Origin of the sequence: Bradyrhizobium sp. SPXBL-04 (assembly GCF_051853035.1) — a bacterium.
GTDB classification, from domain to species: Bacteria; Pseudomonadota; Alphaproteobacteria; order Rhizobiales; family Xanthobacteraceae; genus Bradyrhizobium; species Bradyrhizobium zhanjiangense.
In genome coordinates, this window is the sequence record NZ_CP182472.1 from 7835057 (window position 1) to 7851459 (window position 16403).

A 16403-nucleotide genomic window follows, 5' to 3' on the forward strand; every position below is an offset into this window, starting at 1 on the left:
ATCTATCGCGACACACCGAACCAATTCTGTCCGGTCTGAAATCGCCTTGCACTCGAAGTTTGCGTCGAACGCGGAGAACTGACCTTGCGTCTGCTCAGGTGCCTCGCGCCCATCGCGCTGGGCCTCATGATGCTCGTTGCCGCGTCCCCTGCACGCGCGCTCGATGCTGTCAGCGTTCGCAGTGACGCGCCCGCGATCGACCTCACCGGTGTACTGGAGCATCAGCGCAGCGATGCCGACCGCATCCAGGTCTCGACCGCGCCTGGCACCGACGGCATCGTCCGCCGCATCGAGGTGCGCGCCCGCGAAGGTGGCCAGAACTGGGTGGTGTTCGCGCTCGCCAACAACACCGACGACCAGCTCGACCGCCTGATCGTCGCCCCGCATTACCGCATCGTCTCCTCAGGGCTGCTCTGGCCCGACCTCGGCCTGTCGCGTATCGCCACCATCACGCCTTCGATCGGCGACCGGCCCGAACGTCAGGAAAGCGCAACCGCGGACGTGTTCCGCATCACGCTCGATCCGGGAGCCGTTGTCACCTTCGTCGCCGAGCTGCGCACCGACAAGCTGCCGCAGCTCTATCTGTGGGAGCCGGAAGCCTACAAGGACAAGGTCAACTCCTTCACGCTCTATCAGGGTATCGTGATCGGCATCTCCGGCCTGCTTGCGCTGGTGCTGACCATCCTGTTCGTGGTGAAGGGCAGCATCATGTTCCCGGCCGCCGCGGCGCTGGCCTGGGCGGTGCTGGTCTATATCGGCGTCGATTTCGGCTTCTGGGGCAAGGTGCTCGACATGTCGAATAACGCCGAGCGCATCTGGCGTGCGGCGGGCGAAGCGATCCTGGCGGCGACGCTATTGGTGTTCCTGTTCGCCTATCTCAATTTGAGCCGCTGGCATGTGCGCTATTCGCACATCACGGTCGGCTGGCTGGCCTTCCTTGGCTCGCTCGTCGCGCTGGCGCTGTTCGATCCCGCGGTGGCCTCCGGCATCGCGCGCGTCTCGCTGGTGCTGATCGCCTTCGCCGGCTTTGCGCTGATCGTCTATCTCTCTACCCACGGCTTCGACCGCGCGGTGCTGCTCATCCCGACCTGGTTCCTCCTGGTGGTCTGGGTGGTGGCGGCCGGCATGACGGTCGCCGGCTCCGTCACCAACGACATCGTCGGCCCGGCCCTGCTCGGCGGCCTCGTGCTGATCGTGATGCTGATCGGCTTCACGGTGATGCAGCACGCCTTCGCCGGCGGCGGCGCCTCGACCGGCGTCGTCTCCGACATCGAGCGCCGCGCACTGGCGCTGGCCGGCTCCGGCGATCTGATCTGGGACTGGGACGTGTCCGCCGACAAGGTCTTCACCAGCCCTGAGACCGAGGCCCTGCTCGGCCTCAAGCGCGGCACGCTGGAGGGGCCGGCCGCGTCCTGGTTAGAGGTGCTGCATCCGCTCGACCAGGACCGTTTCCGCGCCGCGCTCGACAGCGTGCTCGACCAGCGCCGCGGCCGCCTGGTGCAGGATTTCCGCCTGCGCACCCCGGACGGCCACTTCATGTGGTTCGCGCTGAAGGCGCGCCCGGTGGTCGGGTCGGACGGCGAGGTCTCGCGCGTAGTCGGCACCCTCACCGACGTCACCGAGCTGCGCAACGCGGAAGAACGTCTGCTGCACGATTCCGTGCATGACAACCTCACCGGCCTGCCCAACCGCAAACTGTTCATGGACCGGCTGGGTGCGGTGGCACACTTCGCCAAGAGCATGCCGACGCTGCGGCCGACGCTGATGGTGATCGACCTCGACCGCTTCAAGCAGGTCAACGATTCTGTCGGCATCGCGGTCGGCGATTCCATCCTGCTAACGCTGGCGCGCCGCCTTACCCGCATCCTGAAGCCGCAGGACACGTTGGCGCGGATGGCAGGCGACCAGTTCGGCCTGATCCTGCTGTCGGAGCAGGATCCCGCCCGGATCACCGCCTTCGCCGAGACCATCCGCAAGACCATCCGCGCGCCGATCGCGTTCAACGACCGCGAGATATTCCTCACGGCTTCGATCGGCCTCGCTTTGTCTGATCCGCAGACCCAACTGACGGACGAGATCATCAAGGACGCCGAGCTTGCGATGTATCACTCCAAGCGCATCGGCGGCGATCGTATCGACGTCTACAAGCCGGCGATGCGTGCGCGGAAGACCGACCGGCTGACGCTGGAGAGCGAATTGCGCCGCGCCATCGAGCGGAAGGAGATCACGATCCTGTACCAGCCGATCGTGCGGCTGGAGGATCGTTCGATCGCGGGCTTCGAGGCCTTGGCGCGCTGGGACCATCCGAAGCTCGGGCGCATGGCGCCGTCGGAATTTATCACGATCGCGGAAGAGACCGGGCTGATTGTCGATCTCGGCATGTTCGTGCTCGACCAGACCGCAAAACAGCTCGCGGTGTGGCAGCGCGCGATGCGCTCGCGCGAGCCGATCTTCGCCTCCGTCAACGTGTCGTCGCGGCAATTGCTGCGCCACGATCTGATCCACGACATCCGCACCGTGCTGTCACGCTCCTCGGTGGCGCGCGGCACGCTCAAGCTGGAACTGACGGAATCGCTGGTGATGGAGAATCCGGAGCACGCAGCGCAGATGCTGACGCGGATCCGCGAGCTCGGCACCGGGCTCTCGCTCGACGATTTCGGCACCGGCCATTCCTCGCTGGCCTATCTGCAGCGCTTCCCGTTCGACACCATCAAGATCGACCAGTCCTTCGTGCGCACCACCAGCCGCGGCACCCGCCCGGTGATTCTGAAGTCGATCATCGCGCTCGCGCACGATCTCGGCATGGACGTGGTGGCCGAGGGCGCCGAGACCGATTCCGATGCGGTCGAGCTCTACCAGATGGGTTGCGAATACGCCCAAGGCTTCGCCTTCGGCGAGCCGATGGACGCCGACGCGGCGATGCGGCTGCTGACGGAAGTGCGGCTGGAAGCGGCGAGCTGATCGCTCTCTTGTTCCTTCTCCCCCTGTGGGAGAAGGTGGCGCGAAGCGCCGGATGAGGGGTTGTCTCCGCGGGTTCAACTGCAAGAGATTGGCGCGCGGAGAGAGACCCCTCACCTGTCTCGCCGCTACGCGGCGAGCCACCCTCTCCCACAAGGAAGAGTGCTCCTCAGCGATACTATCGCCGCCGGTCGCTCTTCTGCTTCCTGAACCGCACGCTCTGGCCATCCGGCGTGCGCGTCGCCACGAAGCCGGCGGCGAGGCAGGCTTCGCGTTGCGGCATCTGGATGTCGGGGCTGCGCAGGCTGTCCCACCAGGAGGCACGATGCGCCGCGCGCGGCAGGGCCGCGCCGATGATCTCCTCGATCTGCTCGAAGCTCAACACCAACTCGTCCTGCTTCTGCCGCAATAGATAGTCGCGCAACGCGTGGTAGTCGTTCACAATCGTCCTCTCGTCCCGGTCACATGAGGCTGCCAAAAACCGTGCGCCGCATAAACCGATTCTTAACTCATTGCGGCAGCGCCGTCCCGCCTTAAACACTACTCAAGCTTTCGGGCGCATCCACTAGGATCGGGAGCGAGCGATGCTGTCTGGATGGCGCGAAGTCACGGCCCGCCGGCCGTGGCGGATTTCGGCGAAGCTGCTGATCATCTCGTCCGTGGTGACAGTGATCGGCTTCTCCGCCATTTGCGTCAACGTGATGCTGGATATGCGCCGCGGCGAGGAGGCGCTCGCCCGCCAGACGCTGGAGAATTTGGCGACGACCATCGAGTCCGACGTCAACCGCAACATCGAGATCTACGACCTGTCACTGAAGGCGGTCGCCAGCAGCATGTTGCTGCCGGAGCTCGCAACGGTGTCGAAGCCGATCCGTCAACTGATCCTGTTCGACCATGCGATAACCGCCAAGCATTTCGGCGCCATCCAGGTGTTCGATACCGAGGGCCGGCTGACCATCGACGCCTCCACGCTCGATCCGCTGCCGGAGGTCAGGAGCGAGGAGGACTATTTCAGGGTTCATCGCGACAATCCCGACATCGGGCTCTTCATCAGCCGTCCGATGCTGTTTCGCGGCGCCTATTCCATCGTGCTGAGCCGGCGCATCAGCGATACCGACGGCGGCTTCATGGGCGTCGTCGCCGGCTCGATCCGGTTCAGCTATTTCCACGAATTGTTCGAGCGGCTGAACCTCGACCGCGACGACACCATCACCGTGCTGAAGCGCGACCGCACCATCATGATGCGGCGGCCGTTCGATCTCGAAATCATCGGTAGGAATTTGAACGAGCGCCAGAACTGGAGGGCCGACAATCTCAAGGCCGGCGGATCCTACGCCGGCCAGGGTCCGGTGGACCCGACCCCGCGTCTCTACGTGCGCAGCACCAGCACAGGTCCGATGTTCGTGGTGGCAGGCAAGCCGCTGACCGCCGTGTTCGAGCTCTGGCAGAGGGAAGCCTATCGCATCGGCGCCGTGGTGCTGGCGCTGATCCTGTTCATGCTGGCCTCGACGCTGGTACTCGCGCGCGAGATCGGCCGGCGCGCCGAGGCCGAGGGCAAGCTCGAGGAGATGGCGACGACGGACGCGCTCACCGGCCTGAAGAACCGCCGCAAGTTCGATTCCGTCATCGACGTCGAATGGCGCCGCGCCATGCGCCAGAAGACGCCGGTCGCGCTGTTGATGATCGATGCCGATCACTTCAAGGCCTACAACGACACGTTCGGCCATCAGGCCGGCGACCAGGTGCTGGTCGGCATCGCTATCTGCATCTCCGACTCGGTGAGCCGCGCCGGCGACTGCGCCGCGCGCTATGGCGGCGAGGAATTCGCCGTGCTGCTGCCGAACATTTCGGTCACCGACGCCTTCAAGGTCGCCGAGACGATCCGCCTCAAGGTGCAGGGCTGGTCCGACGATCAGGCGAGCACGACGGTCTCCTGCGGCATCGCCAGCCTGGTCCCCACCGCCGGCATGGACCCGTCCATCCTGGTCGCCGCCGCCGACAAGGCGCTTTATGCCGCGAAAGCCGGCGGGCGCAACCAGTCGGTGGTCGCGAGCCTGCCGCAGCTGTCGCTGGTGGCGTGAGGCGACTGTCATCGGCGGCGAGTAGAGTGCCTAATTCTCGTGTCGTCCTGGATCGGCGCTGCGCCTGTCCAGGACGACGCGGAGCAGCTACTGCCCCAGATACTTCTTCATCTCGGCGATCAGCCCGTCGCGCAGCTCCGGGCGCTTCATGCCATAGGCTATGTTGGCGCGGAGGAAGCCCGGCTTGGAGCCGCAATCGTGGCGTTCGCCCTCGAACTCGACGCCGTAGAATTTTTGCGACCTGGCGAGGCCGATCATGGCGTCGGTGAGCTGGATCTCGCCGCCGGCGCCGCGCTCCTGGGTTTCCAGGATCTTGAAGATCTCCGGCTGGAGGATGTAGCGGCCGGTGATCGAGAGGTTGGAGGGCGCGGTGCCCTTGGCCGGCTTCTCGACCATGCCGTCGACCTCGAACATCTTGCCGGTGCGTTTCCCGACACCGCAGATGCCGTATTGATGGGTGAGATGTTCGGGCACCGCCTCGACCGCGACCAAATTGGATTTCTCGCCGAGCGAAGCCGCCATTTCGATCATCTGCTTTAGGCAGCCGGGCGTGTTGAGCACGAGCTCGTCGGGCAGCACGACCGCGAACGGCTCGTTGCCGACGATGTCGCGCGCGCACCAGACCGCATGGCCGAGGCCGAGCGGCGCTTGCTGGCGGGTGAAGCTGACGGCACCGGCATCGGGCTGGTTCTGCGCCAGGATCTCCTGCTCGCCCTTCTTGCCGCGCGCAGCCAGCGTCGCGTCGAGCTCGAACATCCGGTCGAAATGATCCTCGATGACATTCTTGTTGCGGCCGGTGACGAAGATGAAGTGCTCGATGCCGGCCTCCCTCGCCTCGTCATAGACGTACTGGATCAGGGGCTTGTCGACGATGGTCAGCATTTCCTTCGGCATCGCCTTGGTGGCGGGCAGGACGCGGGTGCCGAGGCCAGCGACGGGGAATACGGCTTTGCGAATTTTCATGGGATCGATCGAATACCTGAGGACGTGAACGGAGCAATGGCATCTTGCTAGCCTGTTTGCAGCCGCCAACAAAGGCGGATGTGGGGCCTCGCCCCGTCAGAGTTAAGAAAAACGCCGTCACCAAAATTTCACCTTTGTTAAGCTATTGGCAACGCCTACCAGGCCTCCTGATGGCGGAATTTCAGGCCGACGGGTGGGAGATGATGCAATCAGTGGCACGACTGGCGGAACGGGTTAGCTCCGTGACCGCCGCGACGATGATTGCGGCGGCTTTGCTGCTGCCGGCTTGCGCGCACGCGCAAGCCCAGAATGGCCTTTCCAATCTGTTCGGCGGCATCTTCTCCGGCCCCAATCCCGCCCCCTCGCAAGCCCCGCCCGGCAATGGCGGTGCGCAACCTTGGAGCGGCGAAGACGGCGCCTCCGGCCATCCGCTGATGACGGCGGCCGCGATCCGCGAGGCCGCCGGCAATTTCAACAATTGCGTCGCCGCGATGTGGCCCGATGCCGCACGGCGCGGCATCACGCAGGAGAATTTCCAGCGCCTCACCGCAGGCCTCAGCCCCGATTTGCGCATCATGGACCTCATGGATTCGCAGCCGGAGTTCACCAAGTCGATCTGGGACTATCTCGACATCCTCGTGAACGATAACCGCCTCGCCAGGGGCCGCGAGATCCTCGCCACATACAAGGCGCAGTTCGACGCCACCGAAAAGGCCACCGGCGTCGACCGCTACATCATCGCCTCGATCTGGGGCATCGAGTCCAACTACTCGACGCAGATGGGCGACCGCAGCGTGCTGCAATCGACCGCGACGCTCGCCTGCATCGGACGTCGCCAGGCCTATTTCAAGGACGAGTTCCTCTCCGCGCTGGAGATCCTCAACCGCGGCGATCTCAGGCCTGAGCAGATGCGCGGCTCCTGGGCCGGCGCCTTCGGCCCGACCCAGTTCATGCCGACCGCATTCAAACGATTTGCCGTCGACGGCGACGGCGACGGACGGCGCGACGTCGTCGACAATCCCACCGACCTGATCGCCTCGACCGCCAACAATCTGAAGAAGGACGGCTGGCAGGCCGGCCAGACCTGGGGCTTTGAAGTCGTTGTGCCGGAGGGATTCAACTACATGCTGGCCGATCGCGCCAAGGCGATGACGATCGCGCAGTGGGAGAAGCTCGGACTCAAGCGCCCGAACAACCAGCCCTTTCCGCACCCGGCGGAGAAGGCCTATTTGCTCGCGCCGGCCGGCGCGCAGGGGCCGGGCTTCCTGATGCTGCAGAATTACCGCGTCATCATGAAGTACAACCCGGCCGAGGCCTATGCACTCGCGATCGGCCATTTCGCCGACCGCCTGCGCGGGGGCCAGCCCTTCGTGCAGCCCTGGCCGCGCCAGGAGCGGGAGCTGTCGCGCACCGAGCGGCTGGAACTGCAGCAGCTGCTGGCCCAGCGCGGCTTCTACAAGGGCACCCCGGACGGCCAGTTCGGCGGCCAGACCCGGGAAGCCCTGCGCAACTTCCAGGCCTCGATCGGGGTGCCCGCCGACGGATTTGCGTCGTCCGACGTGCTGGACCGGCTACGCGGGCGGTAAATCGCGCCGAAAGTAACCGTGAACGGGGATTTTGGCAGGCAGCCTTGACCTGAGTGACTGTTCCCCGGTGTATGGCGGAAGAATCTGCGAGAGAATCTGCCCGTTTGGCGCCTGATTCCGTTATTATATCCAAGCCACTTCCAATCCTGTTGCGCGTGTCCGAGATCGCATGTCGAAGAAGTCCCTGTTCAAGGCGCTGACCGAGACCGGCCCGCTGATCGCGCTGGGGACGGCGCTTGCGATCTTGGTGTCGGTCGCGGGCCCGGCCTCGGCGCAGTTCTTCAACTTCCCCGGCTTCGGCGGCCCGCCGCAGCGCGCGGCCCCGCCGCCACCACGGGGCGGCGGTGGAGGTGGCTGGTTCGGCGGCGACTTCTTCGCACCGTTCCAGCAGCAACAGCCGCAAGCGCCGCGCCAGGATTTCTCGCGCGCGCCGGCACCGGCCAAGCGCGACACCGTACCCGACAAGAACGTGCTGGTGATCGGCGACGCCATGGCCGACTGGCTCGCCTATGGCCTCGAGGACGCCTACACCGAGCAGCCCGACATGGGCGTGATCCGCAAGCACAAGACCACCTCGGGCTTGATCAAGTACCAGCCGAAGGGCGAGCCGTCGGACTGGGCGGCTGCGGCGAAAGGTATCCTCGAAACCGAAAAGCCCGAAATCATCGTCGTCATGCTCGGCCTCAGCGACCGCATCGCGATCCGCGAGCCTGCGGCCGACAAGTCGGACAAGGCCTCTGACAAGGACAAGAAGAACGACAAGGGCGCGCGCGGCAAGCCACCGGGCAAGCCCGGCGAAGCCAAGCCCGACGCCGCCGCCAAGCCTGAGGACAAACCCGCAGCGGATCCTGACCTGCCGCAGGATGATGCCGACAACGCCGATACGCCGGCGGCCGCCGCGCCGGAGAAGACGGCGCGCAATCCGAATGGTCTCTACGAATTCCGCGACGAGCGCTGGATCGAGCTCTACGGCAAGAAGATCGAGGAGCTGGCCAACGTCCTCAAGGCCAAGGGCGTTCCGGTGCTCTGGGTCGGCCTACCTGCCATCCGCGGGCAGAAGGGCACGGCGGACATGCTGTTCCTGGATTCCCTCTACCGTGAAGGCGCAGCCAAGGCCGGCATCACCTATGTCGATGTCTGGGACGGTTTTGTCGACGAGGCCGGTCGCTTCCTTCAGAAGGGTCCTGACTTCGAAGGCCAGATCCGTCAGCTCCGCAGCTCTGACGGCGTCTATTTCACCAAAGCCGGCGCGCGCAAGCTCGCGCACTATGTCGAGCGCGAGATCACGCGCCTGCTGGCGGGCCGCTCCGGCCCGATCGCGTTGCCGAGCGAGCCGGCGACGCCCGACACCAGCGCCGAGCCAGGCAAGCCCGCGCCGCGGCCGCTGGCCGGCCCGATCGTTCCGCTGGTTGCGGCCTCGATCTCGACCGATCAATTGCTGGGCGGGCCGGGCTCGCGTCCCGCCGCCGTCGACGCACTCGCTGCGAAGACGATGGTGAAAGGCGAGCCGCTGACGGCTCCGGCCGGCCGTGCCGATGATTACGCCTGGCCGCACCGCGAAGTTGGCCGCGAGCAGGCCAAGGGCGATACGCCGATGGCGGCGACGACGCCGGACAGCAGCGTTGCTCACGGCTCACCGGGAGCGGCCGCCGCGGTCGCCCCGCCAAAACTCGCGCCGAAGAAGCTGCAGCTCCCGCCGCAGCAGCCGGCACAGGCAGCGCCGTCATTCCGGGATTTCTTCGGCTTCGGCTCGCCGCAGCCACCGCGTCAACTGGCGCCGCCCCCTGGCCCCCGCAATCCGAATCTGAACCCCGCGATTCCGCGGCCGCCGGCTAATGTCGGGCGATCGGCCGAAATGTTCCGGTAATTTTTCTCTTTTGATTTGAGATGTCATTCCGGGGCGCGTAGCGCGCGCCCCGGAATGATTGGCTTGGCTGTTAGCCGTAATAGCGCCAGCGCGGCGGCGGGCGACGCGCGGGGCGCGACATCAGAAGCGCGAGCGCGAAGCCGATGCCGCCGGCAATCAGCAGCGCGCCGAGCGGGTTGTCATGCACCTTCCGCGCAATCGCCTGCGAGCCGTCGCGGAACGTATCGCCGCTCGCCTCATAGGCATCCTTGGCGTAGCTGGTGGCCGTGTCCGCGGCTTCGCGCGCTGCGTCCTTCGCCTGGCCGTATAGATTCTGCACTGTCCCCGCGGCTTCGCGTGCCTTGCCTGAGGCCTGCGTTTTTGCGTCTCCCGCCATCTCGCCCACGGTGCCTTCCACGCCGCCCGCCATTTCCTTGGCTGATCCAATGATCCGATCCGCGTCCATGATAATCCTCCTCGGTGATCAGCCGAAGTAACCGATCAGAAGCAGCGCAGTTCCTTGCGCTTAAGAAAGTGTAGAACGCGTAGCCCGGGTGAGCGCAGCGATACCCGGGAACGCGCAAGCAAAGTCCCGGATGTCGCTTCGCTCATCCAGGCTACAAGATTAGGCCGCCATCGACGACCAACGTCTGGCCGACGATGTAGGACGACAATGGCGAAGCCAGGAACAGCGCCGCGCCCGCCATGTCGGCCGGCGTGCCCAATCGCCGCAGCGGAATGCGCGCTAGCGCGCCTTCGAGCCGCTTGGGATTGTCGGTGGTCACCTTCGTCATCTTGGTGTCGACGAGCCCGGGCGCGATGCCGTTGACGCGGATGCCGTCCTCGGCCCAGGCCTCGCCCAGCGTGCGCGTCAATCCGACCGCGCCGGTCTTCGAGGCGTTGTAGGCGGGATTGCCCATGGTGGAATGATAGGCAGCAGTCGAGGACACCATGATCAGAGAGCCCTTCGCATCCCGCAGCATGGAATGAAACCGCGTTGCGCACGCCATCAGGCTCATCAGGTTGACCTCGACGACCTTGCGGAAACCCGCCATCTCGAATTCGCCGCGGCGATAGATCACTGCGCCCTGCGCGAGCACCAGGATGTCGAGCCGTTCGAAGGGCGGCTCGAACGCTTCGATCGCACCGGCATCGCTGACGTCGAGCTGCGCGTAGGCGAGACCCGTGAGATCGGAGCCGTCCTCGATGGAATAGTCCGCAGGCCGCGCACGCGTGCCGCAAACCGCGACATGCGCACCCCTGGCGCGAAAGGCCTGCGCGATGCCGTTGCCGATGCCGCTGGAACCGCCGACCACCAGCACCTGCTTGCCTGAGAAATCGAGCTCGTTCATCGCGGCCTCCCCTTGTTTTGCTTGTTTGACCTGTCTGCGGATCGATGCCAGCCTTGTCAATCATAACAAGAACAAGCAGCGCGCGAGGAAACAGCATGTCCGAATTCAAACAGCTCAGTCGGTCCGTGAAGGGCCTGACCGTCCTCGTCACCGGCGCGGCCAGCGGCATGGGACGCGCGACCGCGCGCGTGTTCGCCACTGAAGGTGCGAACGTCGCCGTCACCGATTATGACGAGCGCGGCGCCGATGCGGTCGCGAGGGAGATCTCGGCAAACAGCGGGACAGCGAAGGCGTGGAAGCTCGATGTTGCCGATGCCGGCGAGATCAAGCGCGTAGTCAATGATGTCGCGGCGCATTTCGGCGGGCTCGACATCGTCGTCAACAATGCCGGCATCTCCGTGCGGGTCGCGATCGACGACGAGACCTATGAGGACGCATGGGCCAAGGGCCTCGCCGTGATGCTGACGGCGCATCCGCGCGTCATCCGCGCCGCGCTGCCGCACTTGCGCAAGTCGAAGAGCCCGCGCATCGTCAACATCGCCTCGACCGAGGCGCTCGGCGCCACCGCATTGCACAGCCCCTATTCGGCGGCGAAGGGCGGCGTTGCGAGCCTCACCCGTTCGCTGGCGGTGGAGCTCGGCCGCGAGGGCATCACCGTCAACTGCATCTGTCCCGGTCCGATCCGCACGGCAATCACCGATCGTATCTCCGAGGAGCACAAGACGATCTACGCCAAGCGCCGCACTGCGCTCGGCCGTTACGGCGATCCTGAAGAGGTTGCGCAAATGACGCTCAGCCTGTGCCTGCCGGCCGCCTCTTTCCTCACCGGCGCGGTGATCCCGGTCGACGGCGGGCTGATGGCGCGCAACGCGTGAGAGCCATGCGCGCGGCGCGTTGACATCGCCGGACGCGGGAGTCATTTTTTCCGCAAACAGAGCGGGGAAACCGCTCGCAGATGCGGGAGAAAACGCCATGACGATCGCCATCCGGCAGCTTCAGAAGCATTTCGTCGGTGAGGTGTCGAGCCTCGACCTGCGAAAGCCGCTCACGCCGGAGGAGGCGCGCGAGGTCGAATCCGCCATGGACAAATACGCGGTGCTGGTCTTCCACGACCAGGACATCACCGACGAGCAGCAGATGGCGTTCGCGCTGAATTTCGGCCAGCGCGAGGATGCGCGCGGCGGCACCGTTACCAAGGAGAAGGATTATCGGCTGCAATCCGGCCTGAACGATGTCTCGAACCTTGGCAAGGACGGCAAGCCGCTGGCGAAGGACAGTCGCACGCATCTGTTCAACCTCGGCAATTGCCTGTGGCATTCCGACAGCTCGTTCCGCCCCATTCCGGCAAAGTTCTCGCTGCTGTCCGCGCGCGTGGTGAACCCGAAGGGCGGCAATACCGAATTCGCCGACATGCGCGCCGCCTATGACGCGCTCGACGACGAGACCAAGGCGGAGATCGAGAATCTCGTCTGCGAGCACTCGCTGATGTATTCGCGGGGATCGCTCGGCTTCACCGAATATAGCGACGACGAGAAGGAGATGTTCAAGCCGGTGCTGCAACGTCTGGTGCGCACGCACCCCGTGCATCGGCGCAAATCGCTGTATCTCTCATCGCATGCCGGCAAGGTCGTCGGCATGAGCGTGCCTGAGGGCCGGCTGCTGCTGCGCGATCTGAACGAGCACGCGACGCAAGCAGAGTTCGTCTACATCCACAAATGGAAGCTGCATGATCTCGTGATGTGGGACAACCGCCAGACCATGCACCGCGTCCGCCGCTACGACCAGTCGCAACCGCGCGACATGCGCCGCGCGACGGTGGCCGGCACGGAGCCCACGGTGCAGCAGCAGGCGGCGGAGTAGTTTTTCGTCGTCCCGGCGAAGGCCGGGACCCATAGCCACCGAATGTAGTTTGGCGAAGATTAGTGGTTGCCAGTTCGCCTTGATAACCGCTCCCTAGGAGTATGGGTCCCGGCCTTCGCCGGGACGACGCTGGAGGGCGGAGCGACGGTGTCAACACCATCGTCGTCCTGGACCAGCGAGCGGAGCGAGCGCGGATCCAGGACCCATTGCCACCGAGCGCAGTTTGACGAAGGCTGGTGGTTGCCAGCCTTCTTCAGCAACCACACCCCGTGGTAATGGGTCCTGGCTTTCGCCAGGACGACGAGAACTACGCGTGCCCGGCCTCGTTGGAGAGCATGCCGGGATCGATGCCGATCTTCTGCAAGGCGCGGTTGTATTTGTCGTCGACGTCGTCGCCGAAGATCAAGTCAGTGTCGGCGTCGCAATGCAGCCAGCCATTGCTCTGGATCTCGGTCTCGAGCTGACCCGGCGCCCAGCCGGCATAGCCGAGCGCGAGGATGGCGTGCTTGGGGCCGGAGCCGTTGGCGATCGCGCGCAGGATGTCGACGGTCGCGGTGAGGCACACGCCCTCGTCGATCCGCAGCGTCGCGTTCTCAATGTAGAAGTCGCTGGAATGCAGCACGAAGCCACGCCCGGTGTCGACCGGGCCGCCGCGCAGCACTTTCATGCTTTCGGCATTTTCCGGCAGCTTGATGTGCTCGCCCTTCTTGATGATGCCGAGCTGCATCAGGAGCTCGGGGAAGTCGATGGAGCCGGCGGGTTGATTGACGATGATGCCCATCGCGCCTTCGGCAGAATGGGCACAGAGATAGATCACGGAGCGCTCGAAACGGGGATCGCCCATCACGGGCATCGCAATCAGGAGCCGGCCGTCGAGATAACCGGCCGAATTGGGGAGCGCGGGGCCTGCGCTGCGGGTGCTCTCGCCCGTCCTTTTACCTGTAGGAGCCATGGTGAAGCACTCCGGTTTCAATTCCTATCCTGATGTCGGGCCCGGCGGCTGTCAAATCAAGGCTTGCAGAGACTTGATTCAGATGCATCCATCACAAGCAATTCAATGGTTTGCCCCGGGGCCACCCTGTAAAGACGTGCCATGTCCAGCATAGTTCCCTTGCGTGCGGCGATTGGCGTCGCGACAACCCTGCTCGCGTCGTCGCTGGCCTTCGCAGCCCGTGCCGATGACGCTTCGCCGTGGCAGCGCGACGGACATTCCGCAGTGCGGCTAGTCGCGGGGTCACGCAGCGGCGCCGTCCTGCTTGGCGGTATCGCCTTCCAGCTCCAGCCGGGCTGGAAGACCTACTGGCGTACGCCCGGCGACTCCGGCGTTCCGCCGCGGTTCGACTTCTCCAAGTCGGACAATGTCGAGGCAGTGACGATCATGTGGCCGGCCCCGCTGAAGTTCGACGACGGCGCGGGCGGTCATTCGATCGGCTATCGCGACCAGATCGTGCTGCCCCTGCGCATCGTCGCCAAGGCCGCCGACAAGCCGGTGACCTTGCGCGCCGAGATCAACTATGCCGTGTGCGAGAAGCTCTGCATTCCCGTCGAGGCCCGCGCCGAGCTTGGCTTCAACAGCGTCGCCTCGACCGAGGACGCCAATCTGCGCGCCGCGCTCGACACCGTGCCCAAGCCCGCCAATATCGGCGACCCCAACCCGCTCACCATCCGCGACGTCAAGCGCGACGGCAACAAGGTGGTCGTCGACGTGGTCGCGCCGGCGGAGGCACGCAACGTCAATCTGTTCGTGGAAGGGCCGACGCCCGATTGGGCGCTGCCGATTCCGGCCCCGGTCCAGTCCAGCCCGGCAGATGTGAAGCGATTCTCCTTCGAGCTCGAGGGGCTGCCGCCGGGCGCCAAGCCCGACGGTGCGGCGCTGAAGTTCACGCTGGTCGGGCCGGACAAGTCGTACGAGTTCAATACGAATTTGGAGTGAGCCGTCGTCGCAACCCCAGCGGTCGTCCTGGACAAGCGCAGCTCTTGGCAACGCATAGCGTTGTCCAGGGCGGAGCGCAGATCCAGGACCCATTACCCCAGGGAGTAGTGGTGGCGCGAACTCGTAGCCCCGAGCCTTCGTCCAACTTCTCCCTGGGGTAATTGGTCCTGGCTTTCGCCAGGACGACGTTGGGGTTGCGACAGCACTCCCACCCAACCGAATCTTAACGAATGGTTGCTAATTCCCGGGCATGCCGCAGCATGCGGAACCCCCTGGGGATCTCGAATTGGCCGTGATGGATGCACAACCCGCAACGACCGGACCGGCCGGGTTGATCGCGCGGCTGCGCGGCAGGCTGACGGGAGGCTCGCGCGAGGCCTCGCTGACGCGGCGGCTGGCCGGCACCATCTTCGTCATCCGCGTCATCAGCGCAGGCCTCGCCTATGTCTCGCAGGTGCTGCTCGCGCGCTGGATGGGCACGTCCGACTACGGCGTCTACGTCTATGTCTGGACCTGGGTGCTGCTGCTCGGCAGCATGATGGATTTCGGCATCTCCGCTTCCGCGCAAAAGATCATTCCGGAGTACCGCGCCCGCGGCGAGCATGCGTTGCTGCGCGGCTTTCTCTCCGGCAGCCGCTGGCTGACCTTTGCCGTCTCCGCGCTGGTGTCGCTCGGCCTCGCCGGCATCGTCAGGCTGCTCTCGCCCTGGATCGATCCGGCCGAGGTGCTGCCGCTCTATATCGGCTGCATGACGCTGCCGGCCTTCGTCGTCGCCAACACCCAGGACGGCATCGCGCGCTCGCATGACTGGATGCAGCTCGGGTTGATGCCGCAATTCATCATCCGCCAGGCGCTGATCATCGGCATCACGGCCTCTGCCTTCCTGCTCGGCTATCATCTCGGCGCGATCGCCGCGATGGTTGCGAGCCTGGGCGCGGTGTGGATCGCGATGACCGGGCAGATGGTGGTGCTGAACCGCAAGCTCACCGATCAAATCGAGCCGGGCCCAAGGGCCTATGACATCGGCGGCTGGCTCGCCATCTCGCTGCCGATCCTGCTGGTCGAGAGCTTCTACCTGCTGCTGTCCTACACCGACGTACTGGTGCTGCAGCAGTTCCGCCCCTCCGACGAGGTCGGCGTCTATTTTGCCGTGGTCAAGACGCTGGCGCTGGTTTCCTTCATCCACTACGCGATGTCGGCAACGACCGCGCATCGCTTCGCCGAATACAACGCAAGCGGCGACAAAGCGCGGCTGTCGGCCTATGTGGCGCACGCCATCAGCTGGACGTTCTGGCCGTCGCTGGCGGCGACCATCGTGCTGCTTGCGCTCGGCAAGCCGCTGCTCTGGCTGTTCGGGCCGCAATTTGTGGTCGGCTACGACATCATGTTCGTGGCCGCGATCGGGCTGGTGGTGCGCTCCGCGATAGGGCCGGTCGAGCGGCTGCTCAACATGCTCGGCCAGCAAAGAGTCTGCGCGCTCGCTTATGCGCTGGCCTTCGTGATGAACGTCGTGCTCTGCATCGCGCTGGTACCGCGCTACGGTGGCCTCGGCGCCGCCGCCGCGACCTCGATCTCGCTCACTTTCGAGACGGTGCTCTTGTTCTGGATCGTGCGGCAGCGCCTCGGCCTGCACGTGCTGGCGTTTGGAAAATAGGCCATGCGGCTGCCTGACCGTTGGGGAACGGCGGTTTCGCAAGACGCAGCTGAACAGGGCAAAATGGCTATGCATCTCCCACCTGCAGCATGATTTTTCTTATTTGATCCAAACAGTTGCATGCCGGAGAAAGTTCATTCTACGTCGTATTGCCCAACCGACGAGACCAA

At 65.0% G+C, this 16403-nt stretch carries 13 protein-coding genes; 8 read left to right on the plus strand and 5 right to left on the minus strand.

Features of this window, described 5'->3' with window-relative positions; translation table 11 throughout:
* Window positions 1-84 precede the first annotated feature (84 nt).
* Window positions 85-2961 (plus strand): EAL domain-containing protein, encoded by a 2877-nt coding sequence (locus ACNJX8_RS37360; RefSeq protein ID WP_164934725.1) that lies wholly within the window; start codon window positions 85-87, stop codon window positions 2959-2961.
* 175 nt (window positions 2962-3136) lie between these two features.
* Here ACNJX8_RS37360 and ACNJX8_RS37365 read toward each other — a convergent pair whose 3' ends face one another.
* Window positions 3137-3400, minus strand: coding sequence for a DUF7662 domain-containing protein (locus ACNJX8_RS37365; protein ID WP_439358723.1), 264 nt, complete (start codon window positions 3398-3400; stop codon window positions 3137-3139).
* A gap of 142 nt (window positions 3401-3542) precedes the next feature.
* Between ACNJX8_RS37365 and ACNJX8_RS37370 the strand changes: the two genes are divergently transcribed.
* Window positions 3543-5039, plus strand: a complete 1497-nt coding sequence (locus tag ACNJX8_RS37370) for a sensor domain-containing diguanylate cyclase (protein ID WP_128940066.1) — start codon at window positions 3543-3545, stop codon at window positions 5037-5039.
* Window positions 5040-5126: 87 nt separating this feature from the next.
* Here ACNJX8_RS37370 and ACNJX8_RS37375 read toward each other — a convergent pair whose 3' ends face one another.
* Window positions 5127-6002 (minus strand): UTP--glucose-1-phosphate uridylyltransferase, encoded by an 876-nt coding sequence (locus ACNJX8_RS37375; RefSeq protein ID WP_439358724.1) that lies wholly within the window; start codon window positions 6000-6002, stop codon window positions 5127-5129.
* Window positions 6003-6202: 200 nt separating this feature from the next.
* Between ACNJX8_RS37375 and ACNJX8_RS37380 the strand changes: the two genes are divergently transcribed.
* The gene (locus tag ACNJX8_RS37380; RefSeq protein ID WP_206734324.1) at window positions 6203-7588 is read left to right on the plus strand and encodes a lytic murein transglycosylase; all 1386 of its coding nucleotides are present in this window, start codon (window positions 6203-6205) and stop codon (window positions 7586-7588) included.
* 169 nt (window positions 7589-7757) lie between these two features.
* Window positions 7758-9455, plus strand: a complete 1698-nt coding sequence (locus ACNJX8_RS37385) for an SGNH/GDSL hydrolase family protein (RefSeq protein ID WP_439358725.1) — start codon at window positions 7758-7760, stop codon at window positions 9453-9455.
* Window positions 9456-9525: 70 nt separating this feature from the next.
* Here ACNJX8_RS37385 and ACNJX8_RS37390 read toward each other — a convergent pair whose 3' ends face one another.
* Both ACNJX8_RS37390 and ACNJX8_RS37395 read right to left on the minus strand, forming a co-directional pair.
* The gene (locus ACNJX8_RS37390; protein ID WP_091881369.1) at window positions 9526-9900 is read right to left on the minus strand and encodes a CsbD family protein; all 375 of its coding nucleotides are present in this window, start codon (window positions 9898-9900) and stop codon (window positions 9526-9528) included.
* 151 nt (window positions 9901-10051) lie between these two features.
* Window positions 10052-10786, minus strand: a complete 735-nt coding sequence (locus tag ACNJX8_RS37395) for an SDR family NAD(P)-dependent oxidoreductase (protein ID WP_439358727.1) — start codon at window positions 10784-10786, stop codon at window positions 10052-10054.
* Between the two features lie 95 nt (window positions 10787-10881).
* On the opposite strand from ACNJX8_RS37395, the gene ACNJX8_RS37400 reads away from it, so the two are divergent.
* Together ACNJX8_RS37400 and ACNJX8_RS37405 are read left to right on the plus strand one after the other, a co-directional pair.
* Window positions 10882-11661 carry an SDR family NAD(P)-dependent oxidoreductase gene (locus tag ACNJX8_RS37400; protein ID WP_439358728.1) on the plus strand — a complete coding sequence of 260 codons (780 nt, stop codon included), beginning with the start codon at window positions 10882-10884 and terminating at the stop codon, window positions 11659-11661.
* A 97-nt stretch (window positions 11662-11758) separates the two neighbouring features.
* On the plus strand, window positions 11759-12646 hold the full coding sequence (locus ACNJX8_RS37405; RefSeq protein WP_439358729.1) for a TauD/TfdA dioxygenase family protein: 888 nt from the start codon (window positions 11759-11761) through the stop codon (window positions 12644-12646).
* A 307-nt stretch (window positions 12647-12953) separates the two neighbouring features.
* Here the strand turns inward: ACNJX8_RS37405 and ACNJX8_RS37410 are convergent, their stop codons facing one another.
* Window positions 12954-13598, minus strand: a complete 645-nt coding sequence (locus ACNJX8_RS37410) for a YqgE/AlgH family protein (RefSeq protein ID WP_128936598.1) — start codon at window positions 13596-13598, stop codon at window positions 12954-12956.
* Between the two features lie 141 nt (window positions 13599-13739).
* On the opposite strand from ACNJX8_RS37410, the gene ACNJX8_RS37415 reads away from it, so the two are divergent.
* Window positions 13740-14579: a protein-disulfide reductase DsbD domain-containing protein gene (locus tag ACNJX8_RS37415; RefSeq protein WP_439358730.1), complete on the plus strand. Its 840-nt coding sequence runs from the start codon at window positions 13740-13742 to the stop codon at window positions 14577-14579.
* Between the two features lie 286 nt (window positions 14580-14865).
* Window positions 14866-16233, plus strand: coding sequence for a flippase (locus ACNJX8_RS37420; RefSeq protein ID WP_439358731.1), 1368 nt, complete (start codon window positions 14866-14868; stop codon window positions 16231-16233).
* Window positions 16234-16403 lie beyond the last annotated feature (170 nt).